The sequence below is a fragment of the Nostoc sp. genome, from assembly GCF_036919595.1.
Taxonomy (GTDB): domain Bacteria; phylum Cyanobacteriota; class Cyanobacteriia; order Cyanobacteriales; family Nostocaceae; genus Nostoc.
Window position 1 is genome coordinate 14,963 of sequence record NZ_JBALCO010000169.1, and the last position, 17,764, is coordinate 32,726.

The 17,764-nt window shown below is 40.7% G+C and carries 12 protein-coding genes; 6 read left to right on the plus strand and 6 right to left on the minus strand.

Annotated elements, in window-relative coordinates:
• Positions 1 to 74 precede the first annotated feature (74 nt).
• The 4 genes from V7K21_RS25985 (at position 75) to V7K21_RS26000 (ending at position 5,543) form a co-directional block, all read left to right on the plus strand.
• A complete protein-coding gene (locus V7K21_RS25985; protein ID WP_335178328.1) occupies positions 75 to 1,379 on the plus strand; it encodes an NAD(P)/FAD-dependent oxidoreductase in 1,305 nt (434 codons plus the stop codon).
• A 3-nt stretch (positions 1,380 to 1,382) separates the two neighbouring features.
• A complete protein-coding gene (locus tag V7K21_RS25990) occupies positions 1,383 to 2,249 on the plus strand; it encodes a glycosyltransferase family 2 protein (protein WP_335178330.1) in 867 nt (288 codons plus the stop codon).
• A 339-nt stretch (positions 2,250 to 2,588) separates the two neighbouring features.
• Positions 2,589 to 4,061 carry a TldD/PmbA family protein gene (locus tag V7K21_RS25995; protein ID WP_335178331.1) on the plus strand — a complete coding sequence of 491 codons (1,473 nt, stop codon included), beginning with the start codon at positions 2,589 to 2,591 and terminating at the stop codon, positions 4,059 to 4,061.
• A 141-nt stretch (positions 4,062 to 4,202) separates the two neighbouring features.
• Positions 4,203 to 5,543 (plus strand): TldD/PmbA family protein, encoded by a 1,341-nt coding sequence (locus V7K21_RS26000; RefSeq protein WP_335178333.1) that lies wholly within the window; start codon positions 4,203 to 4,205, stop codon positions 5,541 to 5,543.
• A 69-nt stretch (positions 5,544 to 5,612) separates the two neighbouring features.
• Here V7K21_RS26000 and V7K21_RS26005 read toward each other — a convergent pair whose 3' ends face one another.
• Entirely contained in the window at positions 5,613 to 6,053 is a 441-nt protein-coding gene (locus V7K21_RS26005; protein WP_335178335.1) for a pentapeptide repeat-containing protein, read from the minus strand.
• 259 nt (positions 6,054 to 6,312) lie between these two features.
• The gene (locus V7K21_RS26010; RefSeq protein ID WP_335178337.1) at positions 6,313 to 7,359 is read right to left on the minus strand and encodes an aspartate carbamoyltransferase catalytic subunit; all 1,047 of its coding nucleotides are present in this window, start codon (positions 7,357 to 7,359) and stop codon (positions 6,313 to 6,315) included.
• 211 nt (positions 7,360 to 7,570) lie between these two features.
• On the opposite strand from V7K21_RS26010, the gene V7K21_RS26015 reads away from it, so the two are divergent.
• Positions 7,571 to 7,813, plus strand: coding sequence for a hypothetical protein (locus V7K21_RS26015; RefSeq protein WP_335178339.1), 243 nt, complete (start codon positions 7,571 to 7,573; stop codon positions 7,811 to 7,813).
• Positions 7,814 to 8,043: 230 nt separating this feature from the next.
• Here V7K21_RS26015 and mgtE read toward each other — a convergent pair whose 3' ends face one another.
• From mgtE to V7K21_RS26035, 4 genes are all read right to left on the minus strand, one after another.
• The gene (gene mgtE / locus V7K21_RS26020; protein ID WP_335178341.1) at positions 8,044 to 9,396 is read right to left on the minus strand and encodes a magnesium transporter; all 1,353 of its coding nucleotides are present in this window, start codon (positions 9,394 to 9,396) and stop codon (positions 8,044 to 8,046) included.
• Between the two features lie 953 nt (positions 9,397 to 10,349).
• Complete coding sequence (gene treS / locus V7K21_RS26025; RefSeq protein ID WP_335178343.1) at positions 10,350 to 13,736, minus strand: maltose alpha-D-glucosyltransferase; 3,387 nt, start codon at positions 13,734 to 13,736, stop codon at positions 10,350 to 10,352.
• A gap of 187 nt (positions 13,737 to 13,923) precedes the next feature.
• A complete protein-coding gene (locus V7K21_RS26030) occupies positions 13,924 to 14,274 on the minus strand; it encodes a hypothetical protein (RefSeq protein ID WP_335178345.1) in 351 nt (116 codons plus the stop codon).
• A gap of 117 nt (positions 14,275 to 14,391) precedes the next feature.
• Positions 14,392 to 14,556, minus strand: a complete 165-nt coding sequence (locus V7K21_RS26035; protein WP_335178347.1) for a hypothetical protein — start codon at positions 14,554 to 14,556, stop codon at positions 14,392 to 14,394.
• Here V7K21_RS26035 and V7K21_RS26040 point away from each other — a divergent pair.
• A complete protein-coding gene (locus V7K21_RS26040) occupies positions 14,555 to 17,761 on the plus strand; it encodes a glycoside hydrolase family 15 protein (protein WP_335178349.1) in 3,207 nt (1,068 codons plus the stop codon). The genes V7K21_RS26035 and V7K21_RS26040 overlap by 2 nt on opposite strands.
• Positions 17,762 to 17,764: the final 3 nt, after the last annotated feature.

A 17,764-nucleotide genomic window follows, 5' to 3' on the forward strand; every position in this document is an offset into this window, starting at 1 on the left:
AAAGACAAATAGTCAGGTTATTAATATTAAAAATATTTGAAAATAAATCTCAAAACATACAAAAATCTAAATTTATGAATATAGGTATTGTTGGCGGGGGTATAACTGGGTTAGTATTAGCCCAACGTCTTTCACATCAAGGACATACTGTCACTGTCTTCGATAGCAGCAAGCAGCTTGGCGGACTTACTACTTATCATGATTATGGATTGTTTACCTGGGATCGCTTTTATCACGTTATCCTACCTTCTGATACTCACTTAATAAATTTTCTCAGAGATATTGGTCTCGGAGATAAGCTGCGTTGGCATCGAAGTTTAACAGGTTTTTACGACAATCAAAATTTTTATTCTATTAGTAACAGTATAGAATTTCTGCGCTTTCCTCTGTTTGGACTTATAGGTAAAATCAGATTAGCTTTCACTCTCCTGTATGGTTCACGCCTTAATAATTGGCGGCGCTTAGAGAAGATTTTAGTCAAAGATTGGCTATTGAAACTTGGTGGTAAAAGCACATACGAAAAGCTCTGGAAACCCTTGCTTCTATCCAAATTAGGAGATAACTATAAGCGAATATCAGCAGTTTTTATCTGGGCTTATATCAAACGACTATTTTCAGCGCGAGATTCATCATTAAATAAGGAACAACTTGGTTATGTCTCAGGTGGTTATAAAACTGTTTTTGATCATATAGAAAAATTAATTTACGCGGCTGGAGGTCATATCCACACAGGTGTTGCGGTAGAATATATCGCACCTCATCCAGGGGGTGGAATGTGGGTAGAATCTCAGGGTAAAAAGGAACATTTTGATAAAGTCATTTTTACTGGCCCAGTTAATATTCTGCAACAGGTTGCTGCCAAAGAATTGGTGAAAGTTTCAGACACTGGTGAAACAGTAGAATACCTGGGTGTAATCTGCATGGTACTAATTACTCGCAAGGCTCTAGTTCCTTATTACGTGGTAAATATTGCCGATAGAAATGTTCCCTTTACTGGAGTCATCGGTATGAGCAACTTAGTTTCTTTGCAAGAGACAGCAGGATATCACATGACATTCCTACCAAAATATATACTTTCCACTGACGCGTTATTAAAACAGCCAGATGATGAATTGCGTCAAGTATTTTTTCAGGGTATACGTTTAATGTTCCCGGAACTCAAAGCAGATGATATTGTAGCGGCACACATTAATCGAGCTATTAAAGTACAGCCATTACAAGTTTTAAATTATTCAAGCCTTGTCCCAAAGGTGAGTACTGAAAACGATGATTTTTTCGTCGTCAATACCTCACAGTTGGTCAATGATAGTGTCAACAATAACGCAGTTGTACGACAGGTTGATGATTTTCTCAAAAAATCAACATTACTGAATTATTGAAATTTGAGTAATGATATTTTCTTTTCAAAATCACACGAGGTATTTATGAGTCTTTTTGTTCTTTTACCCGCATACAACGAGCAAGAATCAATTCGCCCCTTGTTCAAAAAGTTTCAGATATTGCAGCAAATCTCTAATATGGAAATCAGACTGATTCTTGTTGATGATGGCAGTAGTGATGCAACTGCTCAAACTGCTTTAGAAGAATCTCAATCATTGGGGATATTACTGAAATTAGTCCAACATCCCAAAAATGCTGGTTTAGGTCAAGCAATCAAAACAGGTTTCACGACTTTCTTAGAAGTTTCCAAAGAAGGTGATTTTTTAGCCGCGATGGATTGCGACAACACTCAACCACCAGAACTATTAATAAAGATGTATGACACGATGATAGCTGGTGGCTATGATATTGCGATCGCATCTAGATATCGAAAAGGCTCTAAAGTCATAGGCTTATCAACATTTAGACAGATAATGAGTTACGGAGCCAGCTGGCTTTTTAGAATTGCAGTCCGTATACCAGGTGTAAGAGACTATACTTGTGGTTACAGGCTGTATAACCGTACTTTCGTCAGTAAACTGGATATGTATTATGGGGACAGTTTATTCACTGAAAGTGGATTTGCTTGTATGATAGATTTACTGCTGAAAGCCAAAGTGCTCAAACCAAAAATCGTAGAAATTCCAATGGTTTTGAGATACGATCAAAAACCGACTGCTAGCAAAATGAAAATTATTAAAACTATTACTCGAACTCTAAAACTCCTGTTTAAGAATCTATTATCCACAGGAGAAATTTCCAATTTAGGTCAGACTTTCAATGAGCAAGAAACAACAAGAATTCCATTGAAAATTGCAAATCGGAAATAAACCTGCATGTACCTCGCTTTCTTTATTATTTTTTTTGTAACCTTCAAGTCTTGAGGGGATATCTTTTCCCCTTAACCTTTTCCAGCAATAAGGGAATTTGTGAGTAATTCTCCGAGAAGTATTGAATCAACCTCTATATATTACGATTAATTTTTAATATAAGTTCTGAGCCTCATTATTGCTTTGTATACAGACACTCAGAGGTAGCGGGGTGGGATTCCCAGGTGAGGAAACCTCTACTGCCTTTCTACCGACTGTGGCTTTCACTGATTTGTTAGACTGAACACACCGGGATTTTTCAGTCAAATCTCTGAATTACGCCAGCAGACGAGGCTACCCATGCTTACAAGTACGCTACTTCTCTCGAATCAACTTCCCACCCTCCAATATTCCTCCACACCAGAGCGTTTCGATGAAACCTGGGAAGCCCCCCTGGCTACCCTCCTGGGACTAGGACGCGCCGCAGGTGCTGACTTCATCGAATTATTTTTAGAGCGTCGCAACTATATTAGTTCTCTTGCAGAAGATGACTCCATCACTAGTATTTCACCCAGTCTGTCTACAGGTGCGGGAGTCAGAGTATTTCGCGGCAAAGCTGACTGTTATGTCAGCACAAATGACCTTTCTTTTTCCGGTTTGAAAGCAGCCTTAGAAAAAGGTCTTTCCATCTTGGGATTGCAATTACCTACTCCTAAATCTTTCATCCCAGAAATCAACCTGGAATTATTGAGAGATTACGCCACCAAAAGAGGCAAAGATGCCTGGCTACCAGTGTGTAGCTCCATCCGAGAAATGGGAGAAATCCTCCTTGATGGTACTGCCCACCTAAAGCAAAAAGCTAGCCACGTTCAATCGCGCCGTGCTAGCTATTTCCGGGATTGGCAAGAAGTTTTAATCGCCGCCAGTGATGGTACTTTTGCCCGTGACATTCGCCTCACCCAGTCAGTAGGATTTAACCTGTTGTGTGCTGATGGTGCTAATCGTACCTCAATTAGTGATCGCGCTGGTAACACTAGCGATGCCAACTTCTTGAGAACTTGGGATTCTCAACAAGCTGCTGAGAAAATAGCAGAATCTGCTGGAAAAATGCTCTATGCAGATTATGTGGAATCAGGTACTTACCCGATTATTATGGCCAATCACTTTGGCGGCGTAATCTTCCACGAAGCCTGCGGACACCTGTTAGAAACCACTCAAATTGAACGCAATACTACTCCCTTTGCTGACAAAAAAGGCGAAAAAATTGCCCACGAAAGTTTGACAGCCTGGGATGAAGGGCGCTCTGAAAATGCCTTCGGGACAATTGACATGGATGACGAAGGTATGCCTGCTCAAAGAACTTTATTAATTGAAAAAGGCGTTCTCAAAAACTTCTTAGCAGATAGAACAGGTTCTGCACGCACCGGACACCCCAGAACTGGAAGTGGACGCCGCCAAAATTATACCTTTGCTGCTGCTAGCCGGATGCGTAATACTTATATTGATTCTGGTGAATATAACATTGATGATTTATTTACCTCTGTTGATAAAGGTATTTATTGTAAAAAGATGGGTGGTGGTAGCGTTGGTGCTACAGGTCAATTTAATTTTGGTGTTGATGAAGCTTATTTGATTGAAAATGGCAAAATTACCAAACCGCTAAAGGGAGCAATTCTGATTGGTGAAGCTAAGGAAATTATGAATAAAATTTCTATGTGTTCCCAAGATTTGGAAATTGCACCAGGTTTTTGTGGCTCTGTTAGTGGCAGTATTTACACCACAGTAGGACAGCCTCACATTAAGGTTGATTCTATTACCGTAGGTGGACGATAACCTCGTCAACTCGTTCCCAGGTTCCACCTGGAAACGCCTTCCTTGTGGTGCCACTTATTTTATATAAGAGGCAGAAGCCTTCTAGTATTACACTCCCGATGTTAACCAGGGAGCGAGAAAATCCAAAATCTAAAATTGACTATGCCGAATATCAATGAGATTGCAAATTCTGCCAAGGACAATGCTGAGAAGCTTGGTATTAATAAATTTGACATTTATGGCTCAACAGTAGATGACACTAGCGTGCAAGTAGACCAAGGTGAGCCAAAACAAGTCAAAGCCTCAAATCGCTCTGGTGTTACTGTTCGTGTTTGGAATGAAAATAATACAATGGGTGTCACCAGCACCACAGATGTAGATCCCAAGGGATTGGAATTAGCTTTAAAAACTGCCTACGAAGCCAGTTTCTTTGGTGTTAAGGAAAATGTCCCTGATTTTAGTCCAGAAGCAACTGTTCCTATCCCAAATAAACCTCAGGATAAGACACCTCAAGCACCTGTAGCTGAACTTATAGAAAGACTGTTGGTAGCTGAAAAAGAATTATTGGCAGCTCATCCAGCAATTAAAGGTGTGCCTTATAATGGGTTATCGCAAAGAGATATTGACAGGTTTTATCTCAATAGCGACGGTGCAGTGAGAACTGAATCTCACTCCTTAGCATCAGTTTATCTTTACAGCAAAACTGAGGAAGAAGGAAAAAAACCTCGCAGTGGAGGTGCTTTTAGAATCAACCAGAGTTTAAATAATCTAGATATCAATGGTTGCATCAAAGAAACCGCCGATAAAACTATCAGCCACTTGAACTATGAAAAAATCAAGACAGGTAAATATCGAGTTGTTTTCTCACCGGAAGCTTTCTTAAGTCTGTTGGGTGGTTTTTCCAACTTGTTCAATGCCCAAAGTATTTTGGATAATCAAAGTCTATCTACTCCTGATGATTTAGGTAAGCAGATAGCTTCTCCTCTGCTTTCGGTTTTTGATGATGCACTTCACCCAGCTAACGTAGGGGCAGAAACTTTTGATGGTGAAGGAACTCCTACTCGTCAGATTTCGTTGATTGAAAATGGTGTTTTAACAAACTTTCTCCACAGTGCAGGCACTGCTAAAAGGCTAAATACCCAGCCAACAGGTAATGCCAGTATTGGTGCAAAAGTCAGCGTTAGTCCCAATTTTTATCACGTTTTTACAACAGCAACTCCTGAAGAAGAGTTGAGCTTAGAAACGGCTGAAAATGTGATTTTTATCGATGATTTACAAGCTCTTCATGCAGGAGTTAAATCCTTGCAAGGTTCTTTTTCTTTGCCGTTTGATGGTTGGCTAGTTAATAAGGGTGTCAAGACGAGTATTGAGTCAGCAACAGTTGCTGGCGATTTCTTGGAACTCTTAAAGTCAATTATTTATGTAGAAAAAGAGCCAGAGTTAACGCCAGGGGGGGTTTGCCCGAAAATCTGGGTTAATGAACTGTCAATTACGGGTGAATAAAACTTACTAAGTGTAGAGTTAGGAGTTGAATATAACTCTTAACTCATCATTTTGAAATCATACTCACCATTAGTATTCTCCACCAATGCTAATGGCAGTATTAAATACATCAGCACCGCTTAAATCAATATTAGCCAAAACTGCACCATTTACATCACTATTATATAAACGTGACTTACTCAAATTAACGTTGGTGAGATTGGCATTATTTAAAATAGTGTCGCTAACGAATGCTTTTTTGAGATTAGCAGACTTCAAATTAGCTCCAGTTAAATCGGCACCTTCTAAGTTAGCGCCTTCGAGATTAGCTCCTTTTAAATTTGCATTTCTCAGGTCAACACCTATTAGATGAGCGCCTTTGAGGTTTGCACCTGCTAAATTACATCCCGAACATGCTCTGGTTTCCAGCAAGCGCCTGACAGGGACGGAGTTTTCTGCTTTGACGGGAATGGGAGCAGCTAAAGATAGCGTGCTGAGTATGGCTGCTGCCGTCAAAAAAATTCGTTTCATATTTACCTCCGACACTTCTAGAAGTCTTTAAACTCTTAACTTCTACGCTACCAGTCTGCCAAAATTACAGAATTCTGTCCTCATGCGATCGGAGGAATACATAATTTCTATGAGACTATGTATTTTTCTGTAAGGTAGTCCGATCGGACTAAAATTAAAAGATTATTAGTATTAATTTTACGTATATAGAGACGTAAAATATCGCGTTTCTATATACGTAGAAACAACTTGACTTTTGCACTTAACCTAAGGATACCAATTAAGCCTTGCCGCTACCTAATAAATACAGCAAGCCCATGCGAACGGCGACACCGCTAGTAACTTGCGATTGAATAAGACTAAATTCCGGGTCATCCATCAACTCAGAGCTAATTTCGACACCACGGTTAACTGGACCCGGATGCAAAACTTTGACGTTAGGTTTACAAAGTTGCAGCTTTGTACGTGTAATGCCAAATAGCTGATGATATTCTCGCAAACTTGGCAGCAAATGAGCCGTCATGCGTTCCTTTTGCAAGCGCAAAGTCATGACAAAATCAGCATTCTGCAAAGCTGGTTCTAGCTGCCAATGTAGAAAAAGTTGTTGATTCAGGGAAGTTGAAAATGAGGGGGATGAAGATATAATAAACTCCTGACTCCTAATTCCTGATTCCAAGATAAACTCGGCAAATAACTTGGGTAAGAGGGTGGGTGGTGCTGCCAGATGCACTTCGGCACCACTGGCAATTAAACTCCAGATATTTGATCGCGCCACGCGAGAATGGAGAATATCCCCAACAATGGCAATCTTTTTACCCTTTAAAAGTTTAAGTCGGGGGTGATCTGGGTCGATTAAAGTACAAATGGTAAATAAATCTAGCAGAGCTTGGGAAGGATGCTCATGTTGACCATCACCAGCATTGAGGACGCTAACTCGTACACCTAAACGATCCATTTCAGCCGCGATCGCATTTGGTACTCCTGCCTCTCGATGGCGAACTACCATGATATCAGTTCCCATAGCCAAATAGGTTTTCGCCGTGTCGAGAATTGTTTCTCCCTTAGTCATAGAAGATGTGGCGGCGGCAAAGTTCAGCGTATCCGCACTTAAACGTTTGGCTGCGAGTTCAAAACTGCTGCGAGTGCGGGTAGACGATTCAAAAAATAAATTCGCCACCACTTGTCCCTGCAAGGTTGGTACTTTCTTCGTCCGCCGTGATAGCACCTCTTGAAAAGAGGCAGCAGTTTGCAAAACTGTATCGTATTCAGCGGTAGTGAAGTCAGCTAAGGAAAGAATGTGATGACGATTCCAGGTAGTAGTAGGCATAAATCGTTAATAGTTATTTTAGGTAGAGACACGAGCGAGCTTCGCAAGTTAAAATCACGTAACTTTTTTCTAAATTTTGGTAATTTTTATATGCAGAGGTAATGATACCATCCAATACTTCTCGGATAAGAATGGTAAGTTATGGAGCTACGGTGTACACACAAATGATTTAATCACCCTAAATCTCATTAGACATCTCTAGAAATTAATTATGCGTTGCCTGAAAGCCTTGCTAGAGGGCCTTAGTTGGTCAATGCCTGTGCAAGCTTACACTAATATTCCTGAAGTCGAGAATAATCTCATTAATCCCAAATTTGAAACAGAAGTTTTACAGGTTATCCGCAAGCATCCAGAAATAGTTAAAGAAGCTTTACAAGCTTATCAGCAGCAACAACAAAAACAGCAGCAAGTTCGACTACTTGAGTGCTGCGTCGCTACCCCATCTGTACAGTAACTAAAAGATAATTAAGTATGAATAAAGTCAATTAGATTCAGCAATATAAATTGCTTAATTTCTACCAATACTTCATAACCTAATACAGTTCAGTAAAGGATAATTGTAGGTTGGGTTGAAGGTCGTAAAAGCCAACAAACTCTGTAAAATGTTAGGTTCCGTTCCTCAACCCAACCTACCCAATTTATTTTTTAAGCTTAACCCAAGTGTATTGCCTGATAATCAACTTGTTAAGTTGGTAAATGGAAAACTTTTAAAGCTAGAGAAATTAGGCTTAGGAATGTTAAAAACCCAATTGTATCTAGCATTGTAGTCACTAACGGCCCACTAACCAAAGCAGGGTCAAGCTTCAATCGTGTCAAACCCATTGGCAGTAAAGTGCCGAGTGTAACAGCCACAATTGTATTAGTTGCCATTACCATTCCGGCAATTAAAGCCACCCATCGTTCTTGGGGTCGCGCCCAAATTAAGGAAAGCAGGATCATCGTTGTGGCTAAAGCTAGGGCTGTACCTAAACCAGCTAGAAGTTCCTTGCGGAGAATTTTTAAGGTATCTTTGGGTGTTACCTCACCTACTCCCAAACCGCGGATTGTCACCGTTAATGATTGAATACCAACAGTACCACCAGTGTTAGAAAAAATCGGCATGATTACTGCTAGAACTGGCACTGCGGCAATTACAGATTGAAAAGGCGCGATCGCACTGGCGGCACCAATATATAGTGCCATGATGCCCAACAGCCAAGGTAATCGGTTGCGGATGGTGAGGAGGGGAGAGGATAAAGCTGCTTCATCACCACTGACACCCGCCAGTTTTTGGATATCTTCTGTGGCTTCCTCTTCCAAAATATCCATGACATCATCAATAGTGACAATGCCCACCAATCGGTCTTCTCGGTCAACTACGGGGATAGCGATTAAGTCGTAGCGCTGCATGATTCGCGCCACTTCTTCTTGAGGGGTTTCAGTTCTAACTTTGATGACGCGATCGCTAGAAATATCCTTGATGAAAACATCGGGAAAGGTAAACAGCAACTGGCGCAGTGAAACTACTCTCACCAGTGTCCGGTTGTCATCTGTGACGTAGGCGTAGTAAATCGACTCCTTGTCTTCGTCCTGACGGCGGATTTTACTTAGGGCTTCACCTACAGTCAATCCTTGCCGCAACCGGACATATTCGGTTGTCATCACCCGCCCAGCAGTGCCTTCTGGATAGCCGAGAATCGTTGCTGTTGCTTGTCTTTGTTCTGGACTGAGTTCTTGCAATAGTCGTTTGATTACCCCAGCAGGTAGTTCGTCAAATAATTCTGCCCGTTCATCAGGACTCATTGCTTCTACAAGGTGCACTACCTGGACATCATGCAGAGAATTAATTAGTTCCTGCTGCACCTCTGTGGGCAAATATTCAAATACATCAATTGCCTGACCTTTGTTGAGTAAACGAAATGCGATCGCGCGTTGTTGTTCAGGCAATTGTGTAATGTAGTCTCCCACATCCACAGGTTGCAAGCGGTTTAAGTCCCATTTCAACTGGTTTAGATCGGTAGTATCAGTCAGCAAATCACGAATATCTTGTGTAAGCATGTAGATATATCTCCTAAGTCTCCCCCGCGCTGGGAGACTTCCTCGCCAGATCAGAGGAGGTTTATACTGCCATCTTGTGGACTATGGTCCATAAAATCTCAACAATTCAATATCGATATCTAATTCAAGGCATCGCTAGTCATCATCCTAACCTGGAATAGCCCTCTCCGGTAGATACTGAATATTATTATTCAGTGTTTGTGACATTGATCACTAAAGAGTAATTTAATTGCCCTAAGTTTCAGTTAATTTTCGTTAGGGCTTATGTAATAACTCTCTAAAACTCTTATTCCTACCCTGCGGGAAGCCGCTGCTGCGTCTATGTGTACTTTGCGCCCTTCTCTACGAGACGCTGCGCGATCGCGGTTCGTTTTTTCGTAAGTCCAGTTCGTGTAACTTAAAGTAGATTTTACAATAGCCTCCCACTTTTTAAACATCCTTTAAGAAAACAGTCATTTCGCAATACATAACAGTAAAAACTTGCAGTTAAAGCTCTTTTATTACTATTACTAGAAAATATTTAAAACCTTATTTATTTGTGCTTGATTACTAACATTAATCCTGAAACATTACAAAAGACAGTTTATTAATCTTGAATTATCTTCGTGTCTTTGTGCCTTAGTGGTTTCAAAATAAATTTTATTAACCACCAAAATACAAAGACACTAAAATTAGTTGATTTAATAACACTGGTGAAACTATTTATCTCCCAAAATGATAGTTATGTCATCTATTTCGGGAGTATAAATAATTCTCTTTACTAGCCATGTTTTGTTTTTTAATTGTACTTCTTCACCTACTCTCGGAATAAATTGTAAGTTGTAGTACTTACCTAGAAATTCTTCTGCATTGCCTTTCCAAAAAATCGTTCTTGTCAGTTCACCAGTTTTGTTACTAATTTTTTTTCCTCCTTATATTATTTATTTCTTGCAGTTTGTACGGTGAAAACCTGTTTAAGCAGTTTCACTCAGTAATCGCAGAATAAATTGGAGTGGAATTTCTATCCGATCGGAGCGATTATTTAGTTCATTGCCTACTGCATCAATCGCTTGCTCTAGAAGATAGGCAAAAAGCAGCACATCTAATTCTTGTGTTGTCTTTGGCAGGAAAGATTCTTCACTAGCAGTTTCTAAATAAGAATTGAGAAAGCTAGTACTGACCCAGGTATACCAAAACTGTCCCCATTGTTCTAGAAGGGGTAAATTTTCCGGCAGGATCATCCCAGATTCTTTTTGATAGCCCAGAGCTTCGTTAACGGCATAGTTGAAAGATAGCAACATTCCTGCTACATCTCGTAGAGGCGATCGCTTGATGCGTCGTTCGCTTAAACTACGATCTGTTTTGCCTTCAAAATCAGGAAGAATAAAGTCTTTTCCCGTGTAAAATACTTGCGATAAATGGTAGTTTCCATGATGACGAGTACGCAATGCCGTAATTTTTTGCCCAACAATTAATTGAAAGCGTTCTAATATTTTCTGTTGGCTATTAAGAACTTCTAATGCTAATGGTTGAGTATCGGCTGGCAAGTCTTTTACTCGTTCTTTTAATAACCGAAATACTTGTCCAGTTAAGTTACGTGCATTTTGATATATTGAACGTTGATAAAGTGATGAAAAAGATTCTGGAGTAAAGTCTGAGCTATCTATATTTTTAGCCAGCGCTATATGGAATTCAGCTGTGGATTTACCCAACAGATCAACACTTTGCAGGTAAGAAGTGATAGTTGCAATTGCCAATTCTGGGATCTCAATTCGCTGTAAATCCAACAAGGAATCTGATGGCAGAGGCACTTCAGTAATAGTGGCGTGTTCTGTGGTCACTAAATCAAAGTACTTTTGCAAACTATCAAGGGTGTAGTCCCAGCCACTGCGGATATCTGAAATAAACTCTTGTAATATGCCTATAGTCGTGGCTTGGGCAGTTTTATTGCCTGTTTTATTTGCACGGCGGTACTCTAAAGCACCAGTTAGGAAAACTGAGTGTTGCAAGCGTTTTTCCTGGTATAGGAAACGCCGGATTTCTAAATCTGGGTGCAAACCCTCCTCGACTTTACGGAAGAGTTTCAACAACAAGCGATCGCCATAAACTATATAAGTATTGGTTTGTTCTTCTTTATTCAGAACACTCGGCTCACTATTATTTAACTCTTGGCGCAATTCGGAGAATGAATCAGTAGTAGTGCCAAATAATTCTCCGGTTGTCCCTTTATAAGAGTGATGATTAGCGATCGCATCATCTAGCAGTGAGGTGAGAAAGTTCTTGTCTGCTAAAGCATCAAATAAAATTCCAACTTCTTGAGTATTGGGTGGAGCAGTGTCTATTTTACCTTGCACCCCAAGCCGGGCAATTATAGCTTGCGGCATTTCTGCCAAAAGATGTGTTGCTTGCTCACCTTCTGCATAAGCGAGAAATAACAGATAAGTTTCCTGGTTTCCCTGGGTATAATCTACCTGCAACCAAACAATTTGAGCTATTTGCTGATTGTAGGGTAAAGAAATCGCTTCAATGATTTGTACTGATTGTACAGTCTGAGTTTTGCCACCAAACCAGCTACAGGTATAAAGATAGTCCCGCAGTGTTGATTCTAGAATGCTTTTTGACTCTCGTTGCCCAATCACATTCTGCCATGAACCATTTACCAGCAATGTTACTAAGTCTGCTTGGGGTTTAGGAGGTTGAGTTGAGCTAGATTTACGTTGTAAGGTGAACCAGTAAAACCCGTAAGGACTTAAGCTAAGGAAATAGGGCGATTCTGTAATCGGTGGGAACTCAGTGGAACCAAAAATTTCTACTGGTATTAGCCCATTGAAGGTTGATAAATCTAACGCTACCGTTTGCACGTAATGAGATAAATTTGCTACTACCAAGACATCTTCTTCAGAGGTAATCCGGCTGAAGGCAAAAACTTTGCGATTATTAGACTGTACCAATTCAAAACGTCCTTCACCTAATGCCGCAAACCGTTTGCGAGTAGCGAGTAAACGTTTCATCCAATACCAGAGAGAATTGGTATTAGTCCGTTGTGCCTCGACGTTGAGTGCTTCGTAGTGATATTCTGAATCAACAATGACGGGTAGATACAAGCGTTGCGGGTTGGCGCGACTAAAACCAGCGTTGCGGTCAGAACTCCACTGCATAGGTGTGCGAACACCATTGCGATCGCCTAGATAAACGTTATCTCCCATGCCAATTTCATCACCGTAGTAAAGTACGGGGGTTCCTGGCAAAGATAATAGTAAACTATTGAGTAACTCAATTTGGCGGCGATCGTTGCCCAAAAGCGGCGCTAATCTGCGGCGGATGCCTAAATTTACCCGCATCATCGGGTCCTGTGCATAGGCCCCATACATAAAATCTCGGTCTTCATCTGTCACCATTTCTAGAGTCAGTTCGTCATGGTTGCGGAGGAACAATGCCCACTGACAGTTATCAGGAATCGATGGAGTTTGCTGGAGAATATCTACAATCGGGAAATTATCTTCCATCCGCACTGCCATAAACAAACGCGGCATTAGGGGAAAATGAAAGTTCATCTGACACTCATCTCCCGCACCGTAATATTGCGCTGCATCTTCAGGCCATTGGTTAGCCTCAGCTAGTAACATCCGGTTAGGAAATTTCGCGTCGATGTGCGATCGCAACTCCTTCAAATACGCATGGGTTTCAGGTAAGTTTTCGCAGTTCGTTCCTTGCCGTTCGTATAGATAAGGCACAGCATCCATGCGTAGTCCATCTACACCCATCTCCAACCAAAAATCTAGAACATCAAATACTGCCTGGCGCACCAAGGGATTGTCATAATTCAAATCCGGCTGATGGGAATAGAAACGATGCCAGCAATAAGCTTGGGCAACTGAATCCCAAGCCCAGTTAGATGTCTCAAAATCTTGGAAGATAATTCGCGCTTCTTGGTATTTTTCAGGAGTATCACTCCAAACATAAAAATCTCGCTCCTGACTTCCTTTCGGGGCACGACGTGCTTTTTGAAACCAAGGATGTTGGTCAGAGGTATGGTTAATAATTAACTCAATAATTACACGAATACCGCGCTGATGAGCAGCGCTCAAAAACGCTTTAAAGTCTTCCAATGTGCCATAAATAGGATTGACACTAGTGTAATCGGCAATATCGTAACCATCATCCCTGAGTGGTGAAGGAAAAAAAGGTAACAACCAAATAGCAGTAATACCTAAATCTTGTAAATAGTCTAGTTTTTCTGTCAGCCCTTGAAAATCACCAATACCATCACCATTACTGTCAGCAAATGTCCGAACACCTAGTTCGTAGATAATTGCATTTTTAAACCATAATGGGTCATCTTTCAAGCTGGAGTTTGGCATTTTAAAAAAATATGCGATCGCATATCTAATAGAAGTATATTTTTACTTGATACAATCGCTGAGATTATAGCTTATTTATCTTACATGATTAATGTATACACTTTCTTACTTAAGTAATGAAACTATCAAACGAGCTATATTTAGTCACCACTTTACAGTTACCACAAAGTCCTAAATATTTATTCTCTTACGTAAGTGCTGGCACAAGTCCTGGTTTAGAATCTATATTCTTATTTTGGGAATATAACTCGACTACACTACAGGCTGTATGCACAGCTTTATCTTTGACCGTTTGGGAACGAGGGGCAAATTGGCCCAGGCCAATATCAGATTCCGAACAACCACTCCCTCTGTTAGCAGCTATTGGTTGGCGCGTGTAGGAAAGCGGATATAAGAGGATTTTTGTTGGTGTTACTACGGCTATTACATTCAGGACATAAACCAGCAGCAGGATGTAAATAGAAAGCATTGCAGCAATATCTGCGACAATAAAGGCGTCTACGCACCGATATCCTTGATTTTTCGCCGACGATACCATTAAATAAAGTTTATTTGGATTTTTGATCCTTCTTTAGAATTATAAAATAACATAAGTATAAAGTGTCACATATATGAAGGAGGATTTGAACAAATATCGTATTTTAGTTTGGGATCACTAAAATTCAGTACCCAGAAACTTTTTAACACGAGATAATAATAAACTCACACCACCTTTAGCTGTTGTCCCATCAACCATTACAGAACTTGTTCTGGCTCGGTTTAAGTAATTCACTTCACAGCCATAAGGTCGAATTCTGCAAGTAGTTCTAAACCAAATCATGAAAACATCTACCAAATTGCTAGCTCGCCTGGAGTATTACTACCAGCAAATCAAAACGATCATTCTAACTCGGCAGAATCCGATTACTGGTTTACTACCTGCGAGTACAGCGATTACAGCCCACGGTGATTATACTGATGCCTGGGTGCGAGACAACGTTTACAGCATTTTGGCAGTTTGGGGTTTAGGACTTGCATACCGCAAGATTGACGACGATCAAGGACGCACCTATGAACTAGAACATAGTGTGATCAAACTGATGCGCGGGTTACTCTTTGCGATGATGCGACAGGCTCATAAAGTAGAGACATTTAAACATACTCAGTCCTTACTGGATGGACTGCACGCCAAATACAATACCGCAACTGGCGACATTGTTGTTGGTGATGACCAATGGGGACATTTGCAACTTGATGCCACATCTATATTTTTACTGATATTGGCACAAATGACCGCTGCCGGATTACAAATAATTTATACGATTGATGAAGTGAATTTCGTCCAAAATTTGGTTTACTACATTGGACGAGCTTACCGCACACCAGATTACGGCATTTGGGAACGTGGTAATAAAATTAATCGTGGTAATGCTGAGTTAAATGCCAGTTCCGTAGGCATGGCAAAAGCTGCTTTAGAAGCTATCAATGGACTAGATTTGTTTGGTGTGCGTGGTAGTCAAGCATCGGTAATTCATGTGCTACCAGATGAAATCGCCCGCGCCCGGATTACTTTAGAATCCCTATTACCGAGGGAATCTGGTTCCAAAGAAATTGATGCGGCGCTGTTAAGTATTATTAGTTATCCTGCCTTTGCAGTGGAAGACTCGCAGTTACGCGATCGCACTTTAAACGATATTATCAACAAACTCGCAGGGAAATATGGCTGCAAACGCTTCCTGCGTGATGGACACCAAACCGTTCTAGAAGACAATCACCGCTTACATTACGAACCGTGGGAACTGAAGCAATTTGAGCATATTGAATGCGAATGGCCATTATTTTTCACTTATTTAGTTCTAGATGGATTATTTTGCGGCGAGCCAGAACAAGTTCAAAAATACCAAGAGCTTTTAGAATCATTACTTATAGAACAAAATGGTTTACGTTTATTGCCAGAACTTTATTATGTCCCATCCGAAAGTATAGAAGCAGAAAAGGTAGCACCGCAAACGCAACCACGTTTGCCTAATGAAAATATTCCCTTAGTGTGGGCACAGAGTTTATATCTTCTCAGTCAAATGTTGAGTGATGGGATACTTGCTGTTGGTGATATCGACCCTTTGGGAAGACATTTGTGTGTAGGAAAACAGCGTGAGGCATTGGTGCAAATTGCTTTATTAGCAGAAGATGAAGATTTACAGATGAAACTAGAAGTTCACGGAATCGAAGCACAAACACCTACCCAAGTAGAACCAATTCAGGTGAGAAAAGCTGGAGAATTTTCCGCTATTTATACCCAAATTGGACGTAATGAAAAACTTGGTTTAACTGGGCGGCCAGTACGGCGACTGAGGAGTTTGACAACATCTAGAATCTTTCGGATTCGCGGTGAAACAATTGTATTTTTACCTTCATTTTCAGACTCTCAACAGTTTTACTTAACCCTTGATTACCATTTTTTGCTGGATCAAATTAGAAGCGAACTAGCTTACATTCAAAAATATTGGAGCGATTTAGGACGTCCGACTCTGACTTTAATGTTGACGCACACCATGTTAGAAATCGGTTCTGAGGCATTATTAGAACTGATGCAAGAACTAAAAGATGGTGTTTGTAACGGTGTGCGGGTGAAATTAGGGCGACTAAATCAGCTAATGCTGACAGCTGGAATCCAAAGAATTGATTTTCTACCAAATGCAGAATTCTTGCGATCGCCACTGAAAAATGCTGGACTACGTTGCTATTATCTAGCTTATCATCCTGAGAAAAACTGGCGCTTAGGACATACCCAAGAATTTCAAATGGAGTGTGAAACCAACTTGGGATTATTACTTTCTTATTTGCGCTCATCAGAGAATATCTACGAGCAAATTGAGTTATTGCAAACTTTAATTCGCTTACAGGGAATGAAATTTGATACGGGCTATGGTGGCCCAGGATATCCTGTTACCGTAGCCGATTTACTAGATGAAGTTTACACCAAAGCTGGAGATTTAAGTATTTGGGCAGTGGTACGCCGGGCTGCGGGGTTACGGCAAATGGTTGATATCAGCCTATCAGATGCAGTTACGAGTATTTTGGTACGGGGTAAGCAAATTGCTGTGGGTAAAGCTTACAGTGAGGCGTCTCTAATTACCGTACCCATGTCCCACGATGAAATTGCCGATAAAATTAATCATTTTTGTCGTGAAGATATACGCGATCGCGTCCTTACCCAAGAGATTTTAATCTATCTTGGTGTCTTAATTCGCTCAGAACCTGAACTATTTCAGGGACTACTGACGCTGAGAGTCGGCTATCTCATCTTATTGATTACCAGCGAACTAGCGCGAGAATTGCATGTTACCCAAGATGAAGCATACGATTACTTAATGCAACTTTCACCCTTTGAAGTAAAAATGCGGTTACGTCAGGTATTAACTGGATATACTGGCATGAGTAACCTGTTGCGCCAGCAAGAATCACTCCACGTCAAACAAAAAGAAAGTGATATTGCTTGGGTGGTGTTACCAGCAATCGCTGAAGAAATACAAGTCCCGCCAGGCGGTTGGCGGCGGTTCCGTCAAGCCGAAGGTGCGACGGGGCGCGTACCAAAAGAGTTTTTCAAGCAGGTTTGGCTATTAATGCAACATTGCAAAGGGCTAGTAATTGGGGATAAACTAGAGCGGCGCAATCGTTTAGATAGTGAAGTGATGTTGTCGGAAATGACAGCGGGGGAAAGAAATTTTGCTCTGTTAATTGAGCATTTACTAAATAAAATCGAAGCTTCAGAATATCGCCAAGTTAATATTGAAGCATTAATAGAATTAGGAGCGATCGCAGCTAATAATCCCAAGTTGCAAATCGAAGAATATATCGTGTTGGATGTGTTAATTGGTCATGCAGTGCGATTAGCATGGCTAGAAAACCATACTCATCGCAGCGATCGCTATGATGAGGATAAAGCTAGTGCGTGGCAATCGTTTTACAACACCTCTCCTAGAGATTGTGCTAGTTATATTTTGAAGGCATTTAGGTTCTTGACGGAATTTGTGAAAGATTTTTAAACG